15 protein-coding genes are annotated in these 19,499 nt (G+C 71.1%); 3 read left to right on the top strand and 12 right to left on the bottom strand.

Going from position 1 to position 19,499, the window contains the following annotated elements; genetic code table 11:
- Window positions 1–149: 149 nt before the first annotated feature.
- Together AQJ46_RS29475 and AQJ46_RS29470 are read right to left on the bottom strand one after the other, a co-directional pair.
- Window positions 150–3,167: a putative bifunctional diguanylate cyclase/phosphodiesterase gene (locus AQJ46_RS29475; protein WP_059208458.1), complete on the bottom strand. Its 3,018-nt coding sequence runs from the start codon at window positions 3,165–3,167 to the stop codon at window positions 150–152.
- Between the two features lie 417 nt (window positions 3,168–3,584).
- Window positions 3,585–4,535: a 2-hydroxyacid dehydrogenase gene (locus tag AQJ46_RS29470; protein WP_107117354.1), complete on the bottom strand. Its 951-nt coding sequence runs from the start codon at window positions 4,533–4,535 to the stop codon at window positions 3,585–3,587.
- Window positions 4,536–4,610: 75 nt separating this feature from the next.
- Between AQJ46_RS29470 and AQJ46_RS29465 the strand changes: the two genes are divergently transcribed.
- Complete coding sequence (locus tag AQJ46_RS29465; protein WP_059208456.1) at window positions 4,611–5,609, top strand: aldo/keto reductase; 999 nt, start codon at window positions 4,611–4,613, stop codon at window positions 5,607–5,609.
- A gap of 670 nt (window positions 5,610–6,279) precedes the next feature.
- Window positions 6,280–7,458, top strand: coding sequence for a PQQ-dependent sugar dehydrogenase (locus tag AQJ46_RS29460; RefSeq protein ID WP_079072475.1), 1,179 nt, complete (start codon window positions 6,280–6,282; stop codon window positions 7,456–7,458).
- A 9-nt stretch (window positions 7,459–7,467) separates the two neighbouring features.
- On the opposite strand, the gene AQJ46_RS29455 is transcribed toward AQJ46_RS29460, so the two are convergent.
- From AQJ46_RS29455 to AQJ46_RS29425, 7 genes are all read right to left on the bottom strand, one after another.
- Entirely contained in the window at window positions 7,468–7,671 is a 204-nt protein-coding gene (locus AQJ46_RS29455; protein ID WP_057616374.1) for a DUF6191 domain-containing protein, read from the bottom strand.
- Window positions 7,619–10,765 (bottom strand): helix-turn-helix transcriptional regulator, encoded by a 3,147-nt coding sequence (locus tag AQJ46_RS29450; RefSeq protein WP_225887423.1) that lies wholly within the window; start codon window positions 10,763–10,765, stop codon window positions 7,619–7,621. Before AQJ46_RS29450 ends, AQJ46_RS29455 begins: the two co-directional genes overlap by 53 nt.
- A 137-nt stretch (window positions 10,766–10,902) precedes the next feature.
- Window positions 10,903–11,091, bottom strand: coding sequence for a hypothetical protein (locus tag AQJ46_RS29445; protein ID WP_059208454.1), 189 nt, complete (start codon window positions 11,089–11,091; stop codon window positions 10,903–10,905).
- A gap of 196 nt (window positions 11,092–11,287) precedes the next feature.
- Window positions 11,288–11,875 carry a hypothetical protein gene (locus AQJ46_RS29440; protein WP_059208453.1) on the bottom strand — a complete coding sequence of 196 codons (588 nt, stop codon included), beginning with the start codon at window positions 11,873–11,875 and terminating at the stop codon, window positions 11,288–11,290.
- A 35-nt stretch (window positions 11,876–11,910) separates the two neighbouring features.
- A complete protein-coding gene (locus AQJ46_RS29435) occupies window positions 11,911–12,486 on the bottom strand; it encodes a GNAT family N-acetyltransferase (protein WP_059208452.1) in 576 nt (191 codons plus the stop codon).
- Window positions 12,464–14,734, bottom strand: a complete 2,271-nt coding sequence (locus AQJ46_RS29430) for an MMPL family transporter (RefSeq protein WP_059208451.1) — start codon at window positions 14,732–14,734, stop codon at window positions 12,464–12,466. Before AQJ46_RS29430 ends, AQJ46_RS29435 begins: the two co-directional genes overlap by 23 nt.
- 192 nt (window positions 14,735–14,926) lie before the next feature.
- Window positions 14,927–15,232, bottom strand: a complete 306-nt coding sequence (locus AQJ46_RS29425) for a hypothetical protein (RefSeq protein WP_059208450.1) — start codon at window positions 15,230–15,232, stop codon at window positions 14,927–14,929.
- A gap of 140 nt (window positions 15,233–15,372) precedes the next feature.
- On the opposite strand from AQJ46_RS29425, the gene AQJ46_RS29420 reads away from it, so the two are divergent.
- On the top strand, window positions 15,373–16,188 hold the full coding sequence (locus tag AQJ46_RS29420) for an SAM-dependent methyltransferase (RefSeq protein WP_059208449.1): 816 nt from the start codon (window positions 15,373–15,375) through the stop codon (window positions 16,186–16,188).
- 50 nt (window positions 16,189–16,238) lie between these two features.
- On the opposite strand, the gene gatB is transcribed toward AQJ46_RS29420, so the two are convergent.
- Genes gatB through gatA form a run of 3 tightly spaced genes read right to left on the bottom strand, consistent with a single transcriptional unit; the run spans window position 16,239 to window position 19,498 of the window.
- Window positions 16,239–17,753: an Asp-tRNA(Asn)/Glu-tRNA(Gln) amidotransferase subunit GatB gene (gatB, locus tag AQJ46_RS29415; RefSeq protein WP_059208448.1), complete on the bottom strand. Its 1,515-nt coding sequence runs from the start codon at window positions 17,751–17,753 to the stop codon at window positions 16,239–16,241.
- A 15-nt stretch (window positions 17,754–17,768) separates the two neighbouring features.
- The gene (locus tag AQJ46_RS29410; RefSeq protein WP_007384862.1) at window positions 17,769–18,008 is read right to left on the bottom strand and encodes a hypothetical protein; all 240 of its coding nucleotides are present in this window, start codon (window positions 18,006–18,008) and stop codon (window positions 17,769–17,771) included.
- Window positions 18,005–19,498, bottom strand: coding sequence for an Asp-tRNA(Asn)/Glu-tRNA(Gln) amidotransferase subunit GatA (gene gatA, locus AQJ46_RS29405; protein ID WP_059208447.1), 1,494 nt, complete (start codon window positions 19,496–19,498; stop codon window positions 18,005–18,007). Before gatA ends, AQJ46_RS29410 begins: the two co-directional genes overlap by 4 nt.
- Between the last annotated feature and the right edge of the window lies 1 nt (window position 19,499).

Here is a 19,499-nt window from a genome sequence, read left to right as displayed (position 1 = left end):
AAAAACCCCTCGTGCCGTAAGGCAAGCGAGGGGAGCGCGCCGGGTGGGGTCGCTGAGCGATCGAGGGCTCAGCGTCAGCCGACGCGCTTTCCAAGTACGAGAATTCGGGTGCGCATGGCACTGACCCTCCCCCCGGCACGCATGTGGTGTCAAGTGGGTGGGACGGGAGTCTCATTATGTGAGCGGAGGGCCGTGCCGCCTCCGAGGACCGCCGTCACCCCACTGGTGTACACCTCCGCGCCGCCCCCCGCGAACGCGGGTTCGGCGGGGCCGTGCGGCACCGGATAGTGGCCCGAGGCCAGCGCCCTGCGGAGCCGGTACTCGTCCATCGGTCCGGAGAATGCCATGCCCTGCCCGTGGGTGCAGCCCATCGCCCGCAGGGCGACGACCTGTTCCGGGAGGTCCACGCCGTCGGCCACGGACTGGAGGCCGAGGTCTCCGGCGATCCTCAGCAGACCGCTGGTGATCTTGTGCAGTCTGGCGGACTCCACGACACCCTCGACCAGACTGCGGTCGAGCTTCAGTACGTCCACGGGGAGTCTGCGCAGTGCGGTGATCGCCGCGTAGCCGCTGCCGAAACCGTCCAGGGCGATCCGGACGCCGACGCGGCGGATCGCGGTCAGCCGGCGCTCCAGCTCGTCCAGGGAGACCCGGGGATCGGTGTCGGAGAGCTCGATGACCAGGGAGCCCGACGGCAGCCCGTGCCGGGTCAGCAGTGCCTCCACCGAGCCCAGGGGCAGCGAGCGGTCCAGCAGCCGCTGGGCGCTCATCCGGACCGCCACGGGCACGGTGAGCCCGGTCGCGGCCCGCTCGGCGGCCTGCTCGACGGCCTCCTCCAGGATCCAGCGGCCCAGCTCCTGCGTACGGTCGCTGTCCTCGGCCACCCGCAGGAACTCGGCCGGCGTGAACAGCACCCCCTGGGAGGAACGCCAGCGCGCCTGGGCGGAGACCGAGGTGATCCGGCCGTCCTCCAGACAGACGACGGGCTGGTGCAGCAGGGCGAACTCGCCGTCGTGCAGCGCGGCCCGCAGGCGCGTGGCCAGCTCCGCCTTCCGTACGACGTCCTGCTGCATCTGGGGCGCATAGAGCTCGACGCGGCCCTTGCCGCCCGCCTTGGCGCGGTACATCGCAAGGTCCGCGTTGCGCAGGAGCTCGCCCGCTCCGAGGCCGGGTTCGGCGAAGGCGACGCCGATGGAGGCGGCGACCCGGACATCGTTGCCGTCGATGAGGTAGGGCTGCGAGAGCGTGACCCTGAGGCGGTCGGCGAGCTCCAGGATGTGACCCTCGCGGGCGGTGCGGTCGCGGGTGCCGTCCCCGACGATCAGTGCGGCGAACTCGTCCCCGCCGAGCCGGGAGGCGGTGTCCCCGTAGCGGACCGCGTCCTGGAGTCTGCGGGCGGCCTGGACGAGCAGTTCGTCCCCGGCCTGGTGCCCGATCGTGTCGTTGACGGCCTTGAAGCCGTCCAGGTCGATGAAGAGGACGGCCGTGCCGCGGTCGGAGGAACGGCGGCCGGACAGGGCCTGCTGGACGCGCCGGGTGAACAGGGCGCGGTTGGGCAGGTCGGTCAGCGGGTCGTGCTCGGCGTTGTGCTGGAGCTGCGCCTGCAGGCGCACTCTTTCGGTCACGTCCCGGCTGTTGAAGATGAGGCCGCCGTGGTGACGGTTGACGGTGGACTCGACGTTGAGCCAGCCGCCGTCGCCGGACCGGAAGCGGCACTCGATGCGGGTGGTGGGCTCTTCGAGAGGGCTGACGGCGAGGAAACGGCGCACCTCGTGCACCACGCAGCCCAGATCCTCCGGGTGGATGAGACCGGCCAGTTCCGTGCCCACGAGCTCCTCTGCGGAGCGGCCGTAGACCCCTGCGGCAGCCGGGGAGACGTACCTGAGGATGCCGTTCGGTGCGGCGATCATGATGACGTCGCTCGAGCCCTGCACCAGGGAGCGGAAGTGGTTCTCCTTCTGCGCGAGTTCCTGGGTGAGGGTGATGTTGTCGAGCAGCATGATGCCCTGGCGCACCACGAGGGCGAGCACGACAGTGCCGCCGGTGAGGAGCACCACGCGGTCCACGCTGCGGCCGTTGAGGACGTTGTAGAGGATCCCCAGCGTGCAGACGGCGGCGGCGAGATACGGGGTGAGGGCGGCCAGCGAACCGGTGATGGGCCGGGTGACCGGATACCGGCTGTGGTCACCGCCCTGGGCTCCCGGCACTCCCTGCGCACCCTGCACGGACGGGCGGCGCTGGATCCCGAACCGCGGCCTGGGCAGGTGTTCGTGCACCACGCGCGTGCGCCCGTCCGGTCGCCGCGGGTCGCCGTCCGGCTGCCGGGGCGCGGCCCAGGGAGCGTACGCGAGGAGCAGGGAGCCGGCGAACCATCCGGCGTCCAGCAACTGGCCGGAGCGGTAGTTGTTGTGGAGCAGCGGCGAGGTGAACAGGGCGTCGCACATCACTGTCAGGGCGAGCGCGCCGATCGCGGTGTTCACCGCGGTGCGGTTGACCGCCGAGCGCCGGAAGTGCAGCGCGAGGACCATGCTGACGAGGGCGATGTCCAGCAGCGGATACGCCAGGGACAGTGCGGTGTGCGCGACGCTGGGCCCCTCCGACTTGGCCGCCTGGGCGAGAGCGAGGCTCCATGAGAGCGTGAGGAGCGAGCCGCCGATCAGCCAGGAGTCCAGGCCGAGACAGACCCAGCCCGCCTTCGTCACCGGGCGCTTGGCGAGGACCAGCAGACCCACGATGGCGGGCGGCGCGAAGCACAGGAAGAACAGGTCGGCGTAGCTGGGGCTGGGCACCTCCCGGTCCAGGACGACCTCGTACCACCCCCAGATCAGGTTGCCGAGCGACGCCATGGCGGAGGAGAGCGCGAAGAGCAGCCAGGCCTGCCGGAAGCGGACCCGACGGTCGCGGGCGTGGAGGAAGCACGACACGGCGGCCGTGCCCGCCGCGGCGCTCAGCCCGAAGTCGCCCATGATCAGGGCGACTTCGCGCGAGCCCCAGCCGAGCGCGGAACCGACGGCGTATCCCGCGCACACCAGGGCGAGAAGGAGCTGGCGGACCAGGCTCGACCCGCCACGGAGGACCGGCGGCCGGGAGGGCAGCAGCGCCGCCCTCACGGGCCGGGCCCGCAGCGCTCCGTCGAAGGTGGTCGTGGGAGAGGGGGGCGAACTCACCGGGTCCTCCCGGTCCGCACCGCTCCGGGGTCCCGGGGGTCCGGGTGCGCCGGGTGCGCATGCCTCCTGCGGCTGCTGTGCCTGCGGTGATGAGCGCTGTGGTGACCGCCGTGACCGGCGTGGTGGCCGCGTCTGCGCGCGGCTGTGTGCCAGGGTCGGAGCCGGCGGCCCCGCCGCGTCGGATCGTTGGTCCATAGGCCGTGCATCGCCCGTCGCCCCCCTCACAGTCTGCAATGTCCATCCCCGGCGCCGAACGGTGCGTGGCGCTGCCCCTGTCGGGACGATACACCAGTCTCGTCACTCAGGGACATAGTTCCTCTACGCTCCGTGACGACCAGCGGTGATGCGGGCACGGCCCGCGTCCGGAAGGTTGCGGAGGGTACCGGAAGCGGATTGTGCGCCTGTTACTCCGTGGGTCTAAGCGTTCTTGGAACCCGTCGTAAGGATCACGTTGCGCAAGGGCTCCTGGTTCACATAGCGGGTCAACTGGTCCACCAACAGGCGCTTGGCGCGCGGCAGGAACGCGGAGGTGGGTCCTCCGACATGGGGACTGACGAGTACGCCCGGCGCCTGCCACAAGGGGTGTCCCCGGGGCAGCGGCTCGGGGTCGGTGACGTCGAGGGCGGCGGTGATGCGGCCGGTCTCCAGTTCGGCGAGCAGCGCCTTGGTGTCGACGACCGGGCCGCGGGCGATGTTCACGAGGAGCGCGCCGTCCTTCATACGGGCCAGGAAGTCGGCGTCGGCCAGGTGACGCGTGGTCTCGTCGAGGGGCGTGGACAGGATGACGACGTCCGCCTCGGGGAGCAGGGCGGGCAGTTCGGTGAGTGGGTGCACCGGGCCGCGCTCCGTGGTGCGCGCGGAGCGCGCGACGCGCGCCACCCGCGCGACCTCGAACGGTACGAGCCGGTCCTCGATGGCGGAGCCGATCGAGCCGTAGCCGACGATGAGGACGTTCTTGTCGGCGAGCGAGGGCCGGAACCCGCCGCGCCACTCCCCCTTGTCCTGGGCCCGCACGAAGTCGGGGATCCCGCGCAGCGAGGCGAGGACCAGGGTGAGCGTGAGCTCGGCGGTGCTCGCCTCGTGCACACCGCGCGCGTTGCACAACCGCACGCCGGGACGCAGATGCCTCAGGCCCGGTGCCACGTTGTCGACGCCGGCCGACAGCGTCTGTACGACCTCGACGGAGCTCAGGTGGGGCATCGGCCGCAGGACGACATCGAGCGGCTTCATGTAGGGGACGACGTAGTACGCGCAGTCGGCCGGGTCAGCCGGGAAGTCCTCCTCGCCGTTCCAGAAGTGGTAGTCGGGGCCCTCGGGGAGCCCCTCGATGTCGTCGGGCGGGATGGGAAGCCACACGTCAGCACTCATGGTCAGGAGGCTATGTCAGGCGCCTGGGAGCCCAGAGGTTAGGTTGGGGGCCGGAAGAGGGAGGGTCACGAGCAGGTGGAGCGCAGGAAGATCGGCGCGGCGGCGCTCGCGGTGGGAGCCGTCGGACTCGGGTGCATGCCGATGAGCTGGGCCTACAGCGGGTCGCGGCAGCGGGGCGACGAGTCGGTCAGGGCCGTGCACCGGGCGCTCGATCTGGGCTCGACGCTGCTGGACACGGCCGACATGTACGGCCCGTTCACCAACGAGCTGCTGCTCGGCCGGGTGTTGAAGGAGCGGCGTGAGGACGCCTTCGTGTCGACGAAGGTCGGTCTGCTGGTGGGCGAACAGCACATCGTGGCCAACGGCCGCCCCGGCTATGTGAAACGGGCCTGTGACGCCTCCCTGCGGCGGCTCCAGACCGATGTGATCGACCTCTACCAGCTGCACCGCGAGGACCCCGAGGTCCCGGTCGAGGAGACCTGGGGCGCGATGGCGGAGCTCGTACAGGCCGGAAAGGTACGGTCGTTGGGGCTCTGCGCGATGGGTGCGCGAGGCGGGCGCCGCTCCGGCAGGCGGCTGTACGACGCGACGATCCGGCAGTTGCAGCGGGTCCAGCAGGTCTTCCCGGTGAGCGCGGTGGAGGCGGAGCTGTCGGTGTGGTCGCCGGAGGCGCTGGGGACGCTGCTGCCGTGGTGCGCGGCGCGCGGCATCGGCTTCCTGGCGGCGATGCCCCTCGGTAATGGCTTCCTGACCGGCACCCTGACCCCCGGCGAGGGTTTCGAACCGGACGACGTCCGCGCCCGCCACCCTCGCTTCACCGCCGAGATGATGGCCGCGAACCAGCCGATCATCTCCGGCCTGCGCCGCGTCGCGGCCCGGCACGGGGAGGGCGTCACCCCCGCACAGGTGGCGCTGGCGTGGGTGCTGGCCCAGGGCACCCACGTGGTCCCGGTGCCCGGGACCAAGCAGGAGCGGTGGGTGACGGAGAACGCGGCGGCGGCCGACCTCCGACTGACCGCCCAGGACCTCACCGAGGTGGCGGCACTGCCGGCGGCACAGGGGTCGTGGGACTAGCGCCCCTGCCGACGGGGCCCGCACCAAAAACCAGCAGACCCAGCCGCAGCGCCCGACCCACGGACCAGCAGACCCCAGCGGCCTCAGACCCGCGGACCGGCTCTCTGCCGACTGCGCCAGGGGCCCGTGGGACGAGCAGCCCCTCGGACGACACGCGCGACGCGGTCCGCGGGACGAGCAGGCCCCCAGACCACACCTGCGCCGCAGCCCAGCCTGCCGGCGGCACACAGGCCGCGAGCCGGCAACCCCAGCGGCGACACCCCACCCACGGCGCACGGGCCCACGCACCAGCACGGCCGCCAACTCTGCAGGGGCCCGCGGGTCGAGCAGACCCACCGGCCACCCAAGCGCCGCAAGGCCGGCACACCCATCTCAACGCCGATGCCCCACCCACGGACCAGCAAGCCGGCCGACTGCACAGGGACCCGCGCCACCGGCAGACCCCTAGACGACACCCGCGCCGCAGACCAGCCTGCCGACCGCACACGAGCCGCCGGCCCGCAGACCCGCCGGCCACCCGAGCGCCGTAAGGCCGGCTCGTCCACCGACCGCGCACGCGCACGGGCCGCGGGACTGGTGGGGGCGGGTGTGCGCATCGGGTCGGGGAGATCGGGAACCTCGGAGGCGCGAGCGGTGTATGACAGGTAGAACCCGCCGCTTCGAAGGGACCATGATCGTGCATCGTCGAGCTGTGACGGCCGTGCTGGCCGCGACCACGCTCCTGCTGACGGCCGGCTGCTCCTCCGACGGCGGAGGAGGAGGCGGCTCGCCCGACGGCGCCGGCAGCGCCTCGTCGAGCGGTCCGGCCTCGGGGTCCTCCCCCACCCAGCAGGCCGCGGAGGCGACCCCGCCGGCGAAGGGCTCGGTGAAGGTGGTGCGCACGGTCGCCGAGGACCTCAAGACCCCCTGGGGCCTCGCCCCGCTCCCCGACGGCGACCTGCTCGTCTCCTCACGGGACGACGGCACGATCACCCGGGTCGACGGACAGTCCGGCAAGAAGACGGAGCTGGGGCAGGTCTCCGGCGTCTCCGCGGCCGGCGAAGGGGGCCTCCTGGGCATCGCGCTGTCCCCGGCATACGCCTCGGACCACATGGTCTACGCCTACTTCACCTCCGACTCGGACAACCGCGTCGTGCGCATGGTCTACGACGAGCAGAAGACGTCCGGTGAGCAACTGGGCGCACCCGACACCGTCTTCAAGGGCATCCCGAAGGGCTTCATCCACAACGGCGGCCGGATCGCGTTCGGCCCGGACGGCATGCTGTACGCGAGCACCGGCGAGAGCGGCAACACCGGCCTGTCCCAGGACCGCAAGTCCCTGGGCGGCAAGATCCTTCGCCTGACCCCGGAGGGCGACCCGGCCCCCGGCAACCCGTTCCCGGACTCCCCCGTGTACTCCTACGGCCACCGCAATGTGCAGGGCCTCGCCTGGGACTCCAAACAGCGTTTGTTCGCCTCGGAGTTCGGCCAGGACACCTGGGACGAACTGAACGCGATCAAGCCGGGAGACAACTACGGCTGGCCGACCGCCGAGGGCAAGTCCGACGACAGGAACTTCCACAACCCGATAGCCCAGTGGCACACCGACGAGGCCTCCCCCAGCGGCATCGCCTACGCCGAGGGCTCCGTCTGGATGGCCGGGCTCAAGGGCCAGCGCCTGTGGCGCATCCCGCTGAAGGGCACGGCGGCCTCCGCCGACCCGCAGTCCTTCCTGAAGGAGGAGTACGGCCGGCTGCGCACGGTGATCTCCGCGGGCGGCGACAAGCTGTGGCTCGTCACCAGCAACACCGACGGCCGCGGCAGCCCCAAGGAAGGGGACGACAAGATCCTGGAGATACAGGTCAGCTAGCCGGAGCCGTCATTCCGGCGCGCTCTGCGAGGGCTCCTCGGTGTCGTCGTCCGGCCTGGACCGGCGGACGACGACCTTCCCGGACGTGAGATCTATCGGTCCGCGTCCGGGGTCACCGTCGCCGACGTCCTCGCGGGTCAGCTCCAGCCGGTTCTGCTCGTCACGGGTGTGCTTCCGGCCGGGTGCGAACAGTTCCTCGAACATGTTGAACATGCAGCCTCCCCTGCCGGTCTCCTACACCGTACGCCCACTCTGTGATCGGCACGTGGAGAGCCTCGGCCGGGAACAGCCCGAGCCGGTGGGCCACCGCCGCCGCCTCTCCCCTTCCGGAGACGCCGAGCTTGGCCAGGATGTTGGAGACGTGGACGCTGGCCGTCTTCGGGGAGATGAAGAGTTCCTCGGCTATCAGGCGGTTGGTGCGGCCGAGGGCGACCAGGCGCAGGACGTCGCGTTCGCGGCCGGTGAGGCCTAGGGAGCGGACCGGGTCGTCCCGGCTGGGGGCCGGCGCAGCGGTCAGGGTGAGGCGGGCGCGCTGGGCGAGGAGCGTGACGGCGTCGGCGAGGGGCCGGGCGCCGAGATGGTCGGCGGCTGCGTGGGCGAGGCGCAGAAGTTCGGTGGCCCGGTCGCGGTCGGGCTGCTCGGCGCCGCCGGATGCAGACAGCAGGGCCTGGGCGAGCCGGTGGCGGACGCGGGCGAGGTCGTAGGGCCGTTCCAAGGGCTCGACGGCGGTGACGGCCTCGTACCAGTGGTCCGGGGTGTCGGCGCTCTCGGCGCGCAGCAGTTCGGCGCGGACCCAGCGTTCGTGGGCCAACCAGACGGGTGCGTTGGTGGCGAGGGGTCTGGCGGCCTCCCTGATGCGGTGGAGGATCTTCGCGCGGTCCTGTTCGGCGACGGGCAGGCCGAGGGCGTCCGCCTCCATGGTGGCGGCGGTGAGCAGCAGGCGCCAGGCATAGCGCTGGGTGCCGGGCGGGAAGCCAGCGTCCAGGACGCGTTCGAGTTCGGCGCGGGCGTCCAGGAGGCGGCCCTCGGCGGCGGCGATGCCGGTGGTGATGTCGGCGAGGGGAAGTTCATGTTGCGGGACCTGGTCGTGGGAACCGAAGTAGCCGCGTGCAGCGGCCAGTTGCCGTGCGGCCTCGGTCAGTTCGCCGCGTGCGAGCGAGAGGGCGGCGCGGTTCACGGCGTGGAAGCCGCGGGGCTTGGCGCTCTGGCCGACGCGCTCGGCTTGCGAAGCGGCTTCCGCGGCCCGGTCCCAGTGCCCCAGGGAGTAGAGGGACTCGGCGAGGTTTCCCCAGATCCAGGCCTCCTTGTCGGAAAGGCCGTGCCGTCGTGCGTGGGTGAGCCCGTCCTGCAGGACCTCCACGGCTTCCCGGGAGCGGCCGATGCTTTCCAGGGAGGAGGGGAGATTGACGTAGGCGCGGCTGGCGACGCTCGGGATGTCGTCGTCGAGGGTCCGCCGCAGGACCTCGTACATCTCGTCCAGGCCGGTGCCGACGCTGCCGGATTCCACCATGAGGCCGGCGAGGGTGAGCCGCGCGTTCATCTCGATCTCACGGGCGCCGACCATGTGCGCGTACTCCACAGCCCGTTCGGCGGCCGAGATGGCGTCGGGGCCGGGAATGTGGACCATGGACCAGTTGGCCACGTTGGCCAGAACCTCGGCGTGCACCTCGGACGGCGGCAGCCCGCGCACCAGCTCTTCGGCGGTCGCCAGTTCGGCCCAGCCGTCGCCGCGGGCCAGCCCCTGGACGAGATGGGAGCGCTGGACCCAGAACCAGGCGGCGCGCAGGGGGTCCCCGTCGTCCTCCAGGAGGTGCAGCGCCCGCTTGGTGATTTTCAGGGCGCGTTCGCGTTCGCCGCCCAGGCGGCCGGCGACGGCGGCCTCGGCCATCAGGTCGAGATAGCGCAGCGCGGTGGTGGCCGGGTCGCAGCCGCAGGGAGGGTAGACCTCGGTGTAGTCGACGGGGCGCAGGGCGGCCCTGACGTCCTCGGGGGCTGTGTCCCACAGCTCCATCGCGCGTTCCAGGAGCCGGAGTTGTTCGGAGTAGGCGTGCCGACGGCGGGCGGTGACGGAGGCGTCCAGGACGGCGGGCAGGGCCTTGGCCGCGTCGTGGGCGTGGTACCAGTAGCTGGCCAGACGCATGACCCGCTCGTCGGCGGGGACGAGCGCGGGGTCGGCCTCCAGGGCTTCGGCGTAGCGGCGGTTGAGGCGGGAGCGTTCGCCGGGCAGCAGATCGTCGGCGACTGCCTCGCGGACCAGGGAGTGCCGGAAGCGGTAGCCGTCGCCGTCGGGTGCCGGAAGGAGGATGTTGGCGTTCACCGCGACCCGCAGCGCCTCGATGAGGTCGTCCTCGGCGAGCCGGGTGACGGCGGCGAGCAGCCGGTACTCCACGGTGGAGCCGCCCTCGGCGACGACCCGGGCGACCCGTTGGGTGCTCTCGGGCAGCCCTTCGACGCGGACCAGGAGCAGATCGCGCAGGGAGTCGGTGAGGCCGGTGCCGCAGCCCTCGGTGGCGCAGACGGCGAGTTCCTCGACGAAGAAGGCGTTGCCGTCGGAGCGTTCGAAGATGTCGTCGACCTGGGCGGGATTCGGTTCGGTGGCGAGGATCCCGGCTATCTGACGGCTGACCTCGTCCCGGTTGAAGCGGCCGAGCTCGATCCGGCGGACCGTGCGCAGCCGGTCGAGTTCGGCGAGCAGGGGGCGCAGCGGGTGGCGGCGGTGGATGTCGTCGGCGCGGTAGGTGGCGAGGACGACCAGGCGGCCGGTGCGCAGGGTGCGGAAGAGGTAGGCCAGGAGGTGACGGGTGGAGGCGTCGGCCCAGTGGAGGTCCTCCAGGGCGACGACGACGGTGCGCTCGGCGGCGACGCGCTCCAGGAGGCGGGCGGTCAGTTCGAAGAGGCGGGCCAGGCTCTCCTCGTCGTGCCGGCCGGCGCCCCGGGCGGGGAGGGCCTCGCCGACCTCGGGCAGCAGCCTGGCCAGTTCCTCCTCCTGGCCCGCGGCCGCGGCGGCCAGTTCGTCGGGCAGGGCGCGGCGCAGAGCGCGCAGGGCGGTGGAGAAGGGGGCGAAGGGCAGGCCGTCGGCGCCGATCTCGACGCAGCCGCCGAGGGCGACGACCGCGCCCTGACGGCAGGCGGCGGTGGCGAACTCCTCGACGAGCCGGGTCTTGCCGACACCGGCCTCGCCGCCGAGCAGCAACGCCTGAGGCTCGCCCGCGGTGGCGCGGGCGAGCGTTTCGTTCAGGCTGTTCAGCTCTTCGGTGCGGCCGACGAACACGGGACTGACGGACCTGGTCTCCACAGGCCCGAGCATTACACGCGGGTCCGACAGCGCGGCACCGGTTTTCGGGGCGGGCCCGGTTCCCCAACTGCCCCTGGTTGCCGGGAGGACGGCCGCGGTGGTGACCGCGGGGACGGACAGAGCCGTACGGCCGTCCTCCCTGCCGGCGCTCACGCCGTGCGGAGGAACCGGTGCCGCCGAGGGCGGCCGGTATGCGAGTCGCTCTCCGATGTGCGCTCGGCGGCTTCGCGACGGGCGGCGCGGCGGCCGCGAAGGGTCTCGCGGACGAGCCGCTCGTGCTCGGCCTGGCGGCGGAGTTCGGCGGAACGGTACTGGGAGATCTCGTATGCGGAGTACATGGTGTCGTCCTTGTCGGAGTCGGTTTCGGGCTTCGCTTTCTGCGATGCCTCTACCTTCGTCTCCGAGGGGGGTCCGCCACATCGGGAGAGTTCCGCATCTTCGGGGGCCGCGGGGGCCTTAGACGCACGAGAGGGGCCTCAGGGCCTCCGTAAGGTACCTACGGCTGCCCTAAGACCCCTCGTGACCTGCGCTTGTTCAGCTCGCGGAAGGCAGGTCCAGCAGAAGGTCGGTGTACTTGAGGACGGCCAGGAGCAGGCCGACGACACCGAGCGCGACACCGCCCCAGGCGACGGACTTGATCCAGGTGGCCTGCGGCTTGCCGGGAGCGCCGAAGGCCGGCCGGGCCAGCACTCCGACACCGACGACCAGCGCGATCAGCGCGAAGACGCCGCCCCAGAACGCGGTGGCCTTCCAGGCGTCGCCGTAGCCCTCGTCGAGGAGCTTCGCCACGTCGGAGGACGTCGCGGTCTGCGCGTGCAGCTGGCCGACCAGCGACTGCCGCGCGGACGCCACGGTGCCGACCCAGCTGCCGGTGAGCGAGACGAGGCCCAGCGCCGCGGAGACCACGGCACCCGCGCCCTGGCCCACCCCGGTGGGGCCCTCCTCCCGGGTGGCCTCGGGCAGGTAGTCCTCGTCGTCGATCTCGTCGACGGCGGTGTCCTCGGCCGAGGTGTCCTCGGCCTCCGTCACCTCGTCGGTCTTGGCGACGCTCACCTTCTCCTCGTCGGTCGTGGCCTTGGCGCCCGTCTCGGCGCCGGTCTCGTCAGCTGTCTTCGTTCCCATGTCGGGCACCGTACGGATCCTGTCTGAGAGGGTTCTTAATGATCGTTCCGGGCTGCACGCGCGCGTGCTTCACGCCACTCGGGGGCGAGAATCGACCACACCTCGAGGTCGTGCCGTACGCCACGATAGGGGTGGGCCTCACGGCGGACTCCGTCGCGGGTCATTCCCAGGCGCCGGGCGACGTTGATGCTGGCCGTGTTTCCCGACGCGGCGACCCACTCGACCCGGTGGACACCGCGCTCCTCGACCACCCAGTCGATCAGTGTCCGCATGGCCCGTGTGATCAGTCCGCGGCCGGTCGCGGCGGGCTCCAGCCAGCAGCCGACCTCGCAGTTTCCCTGCTCGGCGTCGAAGTTGAGGGTGAGCACTCCGCCGACGAGTTTTCCGTCGAGCCAGATGCCGTGGTATCCGCCGGTGTCGTCGGCGCGCATCCGGGCGTACCGCTGGAGTGTCTCGCGTGCGGAGGCCACGTCGACGGCCTGGGAGCCGAAGGGGATGAACTGCCCGATGAACTCCCGGCCCCGCTCCAGGTTGGCCAGGAACTCCTCCGCGTGCCACGGCTCCAGGGGCCGCAGTTCGGCCCCGTCGTCACCCAGGGATATCGCGTACATCCTCGTCCCGCTCCCTCTCCATCTGCTCCACGGCGTCCTGCTCCACGACATCGGTGAGCCTCTCATGCGCGGCGCGGCGCTCGGGAGGTTCGATGCTGATGCGGGGCATCCGGCGGTCCAGCCAGCCCGGCAGCCACCAGTTGGCGCCGCCGAGCAGGTGCATGAGGGCGGGGACGAGGAGGGTGCGCAGGACGAAGGCGTCGAGGGCGACGGCGGCGGCGAGCGCGATGCCGAACATGGCGATCACGCGGTCGCCGCTGAGGACGAAGGCGAGGAAGACGGAGATCATGATGACCGCGGCGGAGTTGATCACCCGGCTGGTCTCGGCGAGGCCGACCCGGACGGCCCGCCGGTTGTCGCGGGTCTCCAGCCATTCCTCGTACATCCGGCTGACCAGGAAGACCTGGTAGTCCATGGAGAGCCCGAAGAGCACGGACACCATGATCACGGGGAGGAAGGGCTCGATCGGGCCCGCGCGGCCGAGGCCGAGCAGCTCGCTCCCCCAGCCCCACTGGAAGATCGCCACGACCACTCCGAAGGCGGCGGCGACGGCGGCCACGTTCATCGCGGCCGCCTTCAGCGGGATGCCGACGGAACGGAAGGCGAGAAGGAGCAGCAGACAGCCCAGGCCGATGACCACGCCGACGAACAGCGGCAGCTTGCCGACGATGACGTCCGCGAAGTCGTCGTACGACGCCGTCGTCCCGCCGACCTGGATGTCGAGTGACGTGCCGGTCTCCGCGCGCGGCAGCACCTCGGTGCGCAGCCGGTCCACGAGTTCGCTGGTCTGCTGGGACTGCGGGGCGGACTCGGGGACGATCGTGAAGTAGGCGAGGTCGCCGCCGGTGTCGTAGGTCACCGGGGTGGTGGACGCGATGCCGTCGGTGGTGCGGAGGGTGGCGTCGAGGTTGTCGAGGAGGAGCTTGTCCTCGGCTCCGCCGACACGAGTCACCAGCGTCAGCGGGCCGTTGACGCCCGGGCCGAAGCCTCCCCCACGCTCCGCGCGGGAGGTGCCCCCAGCGAGGAGGTCGTAGGCCTGCCGGGTGGTCGCGGACCGCGGGTCGTTGCCCTGGTCGGAGGTGCCGAGGCGCAGGCCCAGGGTGGGCAGGGCGAGGACGGTGATGACCAGCAGGGCGATGCCGCCGAGCAGTTTGGGGTGCCGTTCCACGAACGCGGACCAGCGGTGGGCGAACCCGGTCGGCAGTTCCGGCTCGGGCCCGTGCTCGGCCAGGCGGCGCCGCTCCCGTCGGCTCAGGGCGCGCATGCCGATGAGGGAGAGCAGGGCCGGCAGCAGGGTCACGGAGGCGGCGACCGTCAGGACGACGGTCAGGGAGGCGGCTATCGCGACGCCGTTGAGGAAGCCGAGCCGGAGGATCAGCATCCCCAGCAGGGCGATGCAAACCGTGGCACCCGCGAAGACGACGGAGCGCCCGGTGGTGGTGACGGCGTTCTCGACGGACTCGGCGACGCTGAGCCCGCGTTTGAGGCCGCGCCGGTGTCTGGTGACGATGAAGAGCGCGTAGTCGATGCCGACGCCGAGCCCGATCAGCATGCCGAGCATGGGCGCGAAGTCGGCGACGGTCATGACATGCCCGAGCAGCCCGATCCCGGCGTACGCGGTGCCCACACCGACCAGAGCGGTGGCGATGGGCAGCAGCGAGGCGGCGAGCGAGCCGAAGGCCAGGAACAGCACGACGGCGGCGACGAGCACCCCGACGATCTCGGCGACATGCCCGCCCGAGGACTCGGTGAGGGCGACGGCACTGCCGCCCAGCTCCACCTGGAGCCCGTCGGCCTCTGCGTCCTTGGCGGTGTCCACCACGGCCTTCGCCTCGGAAGCGTCGATGTCCTCGGCCGAGTCGGCGAAGGTCACGGTGGCGTACGCGGTGTGTCCGTCGGCGCTGACCCGCCCGGCGCCCGCGTCGTCGTACGGGCTGACGACGGTTGCCACTCCGGGCAGGTCCGCGATCTTGTCCAGGGTCGCGGTCATCGTCTGCTCGACGTCGGCGTCCCGGACCGAGCCCGATGCGAGGTGCCAGACGACCGTGTCGCTGTCGCCTCCGAGGTGCGGGAAGCCGTCCTGGAGCAGCTGGGTGGCGCGGCCCGACTCGGTGCCGGGGACCTCGTAGTCGTTCGAGTACGCGGAGCCGGTGACGGCGGCGGCCGCGCTCACCCCGCCGAGGGCGAGGAGCCACAGGAGAACGACGACCAGACGTCGTCGTACACACCAGCGTGCAAGGGCTGCCACGAACGTGCTCCCGGGGAGGCGAATTGTGGATCTTTGACCGGGAACAGTCCTTCATGTGTGAACAGCCCGCAAAGAACGCATGAGCAATGCGTGGACCACTCTCGCAGGGGAAAGTGATCGTTTATCGCGATCGTGCGTTTATTCACAAGAGTGGGAGACAGATCACAGGACAGTAACGGTCACTCTGTCACGTCAGTCGAACTGGTCGCCCAGCGCCATCACCATCACGCCGGCGATCAGCAGCCACAGAGCCCAGCGGGTGCGCCCGCGGGAGCCCAGGACCGCGGCGAGAGCGCACACCCCGGCGCCGAATCCGTAGGCCGCCGGGACCAGCGCGGGAGCGGAGCCGCTCAACCGGAGCGCCGCCGCGGCCAGACCGGCGAGGGCCAGCAACGCGCCGGTGCCGGAGGCCGTCCAGCGGGCCCGCCGGGCGTCCAGCACCTGGTCGTCGTACTCCTCCTGTATGTCGGATGGCTCGGAATTCGCAGGACCGTTCATGGCGGGCGAGCGTAGCGTGTTCCGCTGAGAGACTCCGGGCCCGTCCGGCCCCCGACCGAAGCAGGTGCGTTGTTTGAGCGTCCGACCGAGCTCCTCCGTATCCCTTTCCGTTTCCCCGGACTCAAGGAGCCCGTTCACCGATGCCAGACGACATCACCCCGTCCATGACAGGGACCTCGAGTGAGGACCTCACCCGGCGGCTGACCCAGGCCCGCTACCCGCGCAGCAACAGCTACGACGCCCGCTGGGTCATCGAGAACCAGATGGGCCCGAACGCGCTGTGGCTGCTGGAGTGGCTCGCGCCCGCCCTCGGCCTGGACACCCTGCGGCCCTGCGCCCGCGTCCTCGACCTGGGCTGCGGCCGTGCGATGACCTCGGTCTTCCTGGCCAGGGAGTACGACGTCCAGGTCACCGCGGCCGACCTGTGGGTCAAGCCCGACGAGAACGCGAAGCGCATCGCCGAGGCCGGCTTCGCCGACCGGGTGCTGCCCGTGCACACCGAGGCACACGACCTGCCCTTCGCCGAGGGCAGCTTCGATGCGATCGTGAGCATCGACGCGTACCAGTACTTCGGCACCAACGACCTCTATCTGCCCACGCTGACCCGGTTGTTGAAGCCGGGCGGGCGGATCGGGGTCGTCATGCCCGCGGTACGGGAGGAACTGGAGGGCGACGAGCCTCCGGAGCACCTCAAGCCCTTCTGGGACCCCGGTTTCTGGGCGTTCCACTCCGCCGACTGGTGGCGGCGCCAGTGGACGCGCACGGGGGCCGTCGAGGTCGAGACCGCCGAATGGCAGCCCGACGGCTGGAAGGACTGGCTGCTGTGGAGCGAGGTCTGCGCCGAGGAGAGCCCCTACGCGTGGATGGCCGACATGGCCCGCGACTCGGTGGACCTGGTGCGCGCCGACGAAGGCCGGACACTGGGCTTCGTACGGCTCGTAGGACGCCGTAAGTAAGGCTACGGCCCCGGAGGACATGTCCTCCGGGGCCGTACGCCACGCAAAGCTCAGCCTTCGCTGACGCCCAGCTTCTCCAGGATCAGCTCCTTGACGCGAGCCGCGTCGGCCTGACCGCGGGTCGCCTTCATGACCGCGCCGACCAGGGCGCCGGCCGCGGCGACCTTGCCGGAGCGGATCTTGTCGGCGATGCCCGGGTTCCCGGCGATGGCCTCGTCGACGGCGGCACCCAGGGCGCCCTCGTCGGAGACGACCTTCAGACCGCGCTTGTCGACGACCTCGTCCGGGGTGCCTTCGCCCGCGAGGACGCCTTCGATGACCTGGCGAGCCAGCTTGTCGTTCAGGTCACCCTTGGAGACCAGCTCCGTGACCCGGGCGACCTGCTGCGGCGTGATGGCCAGTTCGTCCAGCGCCTTGCCGGACTCGTTGGCGCTGCGGGCGAGTTCACCCATCCACCACTTGCGGGCGGAGGCCGCGTCGGCACCGGCGTCGATCGTGGCGACGATCGGGTCCAGGGCGCCGGCGTTGAGGATCGCCTGCATGTCGAGGGCCGTGATGCCCCACTCGGCGACGAGCCGGTTGCGGCGGGCCAGCGGCAGCTCGGGGAGCGCCGCCCGGATCTCCTCGACCCACTCGCGCGAGGGGGCCACCGGAACGAGGTCCGGCTCGGGGAAGTACCGGTAGTCCTCGGCCTCTTCCTTCACGCGGCCCGAGGTCGTGGACCCCGTGTCCTCGTGGAAGTGCCGGGTCTCCTGGATGATCGTCCCGCCACTGCTCAGGACGGCCGCGTGCCGCTGGATCTCGAAACGGGCCGCGCGCTCCACGGACCGCAGCGAGTTGACGTTCTTCGTCTCGGAACGCGTGCCGAACTTCTCGGTGCCGTTCGGGCGCAGCGACAGGTTCACGTCGCAGCGCATCTGCCCCATCTCCATGCGGGCTTCCGACACACCGAGCGCCTTGATGACCTCGCGCAGCTCACGGACGTACGCCTTCGCCACCTCGGGAGCGCGCTCACCCGCACCCTCGATCGGCTTGGTGACGATCTCGATGAGCGGGATACCGGCGCGGTTGTAGTCGAGGAGCGAGTGCGAGGCGCCGTGGATACGGCCCGTCGCGCCGCCGACGTGGGTCGACTTGCCGGTGTCCTCCTCCATGTGGGCGCGCTCGATCTCCACGCGGAAGGTCTCGCCGTCCTCCAGCTGGACGTCGAGGTAGCCGTTGAAGGCGATCGGCTCGTCGTACTGGGAGGTCTGGAAGTTCTTCGGCATGTCCGGATAGAAGTAGTTCTTCCGGGCGAAGCGGCACCACTCGGCGATCTCGCAGTTCAGCGCGAGACCGATCTTGATGGCCGACTCGATGCCGATCGCGTTGACGACCGGGAGCGCGCCGGGCAGGCCGAGGCAGGTGGGACAGGTCTGCGTGTTGGCGTCCTGACCGAGCTCGGTCGAACAGCCGCAGAACATCTTCGTCTTGGTGCCGAGTTCGACATGGACCTCAAGGCCCATGACGGGGTCGTACGACGCGAGAGCGTCCTCGTACGACACCAGGTCGGTCGTGGTGGTCACGGTGAAACTTCCCTCTCAACCCAGCAGGACGTCGTCGTCGCCCAGCCGCTTCAGCTCGCGGTACAGGATGGCGAGGCCGGTGACGATGGCGACCGCGGAGACGGTGGCGTCGATCAGGACCAGCGTGTCCTTCTCGGCACGGGCCTTCTTGAGCCGCTTGGCGACGCCGATCGCGCCGAACGCGGTCCCGGCGATGGACAGGTACGTACCGGACTTGGACTTCTTGAAGTCCTTCGCCTTGGTCAGCTTGCTCACAGCGACGGTGCCTCCTCCAGGAGCGGGTGCCCCCACCTTTCCACGAAGGCGGCCTCGACGGCTGCGCCGACCTTGTAAAGACGGTCGTCCTTCAGGGCCGGGGCGATGATCTGGAGGCCGACGGGCAGGTTGTCCTCCGGCGCCAGACCGCACGGCAGCGACATGGCCGCGTTGCCCGCGAGGTTGGTCGGGATCGTGCACAGGTCGGCCAGGTACATCGCCATCGGGTCGTCGGCGCGCTCACCGATCGGGAAGGCGGTGGTCGGGGTCGTCGGGGAGACGATCACGTCGACCTGCTCGAAGGCCTTCTCGAAGTCGCGCGTGATGAGCGTGCGGACCTTCTGCGCCGAGCCGTAGTAGGCGTCGTAGTAACCGCTCGACAGGGCGTACGTGCCGAGCATGATCCGGCGCTTGACCTCGGGGCCGAAGCCCGCCTCACGGGTGAGGGAGGTGACCTCCTCCGCCGAGTGGCTGCCGTCGTCGCCGGTCCGCAGGCCGTAGCGCAGGCCGTCGAAGCGGGCGAGGTTGGAGGAGCACTCGGACGGCGCGATGAGGTAGTACGCCGACAGGGCGAGGTCGAAGGACGGGCAGTCCAGTTCGACGATCTCGGCGCCCAGCTCCTTGAGGAGGGCGACGGACTCGTCGAAGCGCTGGATGACACCGGCCTGGTAGCCCTCGCCGCGGAACTGCTTCACGACACCGACGCGCATGCCCTGGACGCTGCCGTTGCGGGCGGCCTCGACGACCGCCGGGACCGGGGCGTCGATCGAGGTGGAGTCGAGCGGGTCGTGCCCGGCGATGACCTCGTGCAGCAGGGCCGCGTCCAGGACCGTACGGGCGCAGGGGCCGCCCTGGTCGAGGGAGGAGGAGAAGGCGACCATGCCGTAGCGGGAGACCGCGCCGTACGTCGGCTTCACACCGACCGTGCCGGTGACGGCGGCCGGCTGGCGGATGGAACCGCCGGTGTCGGTGCCGATGGCGAGGGGCGCCATGTGCGCGGCCAGCGCGGCGGAGGAACCGCCGCCGGAGCCGCCGGGGATCCTGGTGAGGTCCCAGGGGTTGCCGGTGGGTCCGTAGGCGCTGTTCTCCGTCGACGACCCCATGGCGAACTCGTCCATGTTGGTCTTGCCGAGGATGACGACGTCGGCGGCCTTCAGCCGCTTGGTGAGGGTGGCGTCGTACGGCGGGATCCAGCCCTCGAGGATCTTCGAACCGACGGTCGTCGGGATGCCCTCGGTGGTGAAGATGTCCTTCAGCGCGAGCGGGACGCCGGCCAGCGGGCCGAGCTTCTCGCCCCTGGCCCGCTTCTCGTCGACGGCGCGGGCCTGCGCGAGGGCACCCTCGCGGTCGACGTGCAGGAAGGCGTGCACCTTCTCGTCGACGGCCTCGATACGGGCGAGGTGGGCCTCGGTGACCTGCACGGCCGTGAGTTCACCGGAAGAGATCCTCGCGGCGGTCTCGGCGGCGGTGAGCTTGATGATGTCCGTCATG

It is taken from the genome of Streptomyces canus (genome assembly GCF_001514145.1).
GTDB lineage: Bacteria > Actinomycetota > Actinomycetes > Streptomycetales > Streptomycetaceae > Streptomyces > Streptomyces canus.
The sequence above is the reverse complement of the archived record's forward strand: the minus strand, read 5'-3'. Positions and strand labels throughout refer to the sequence as shown.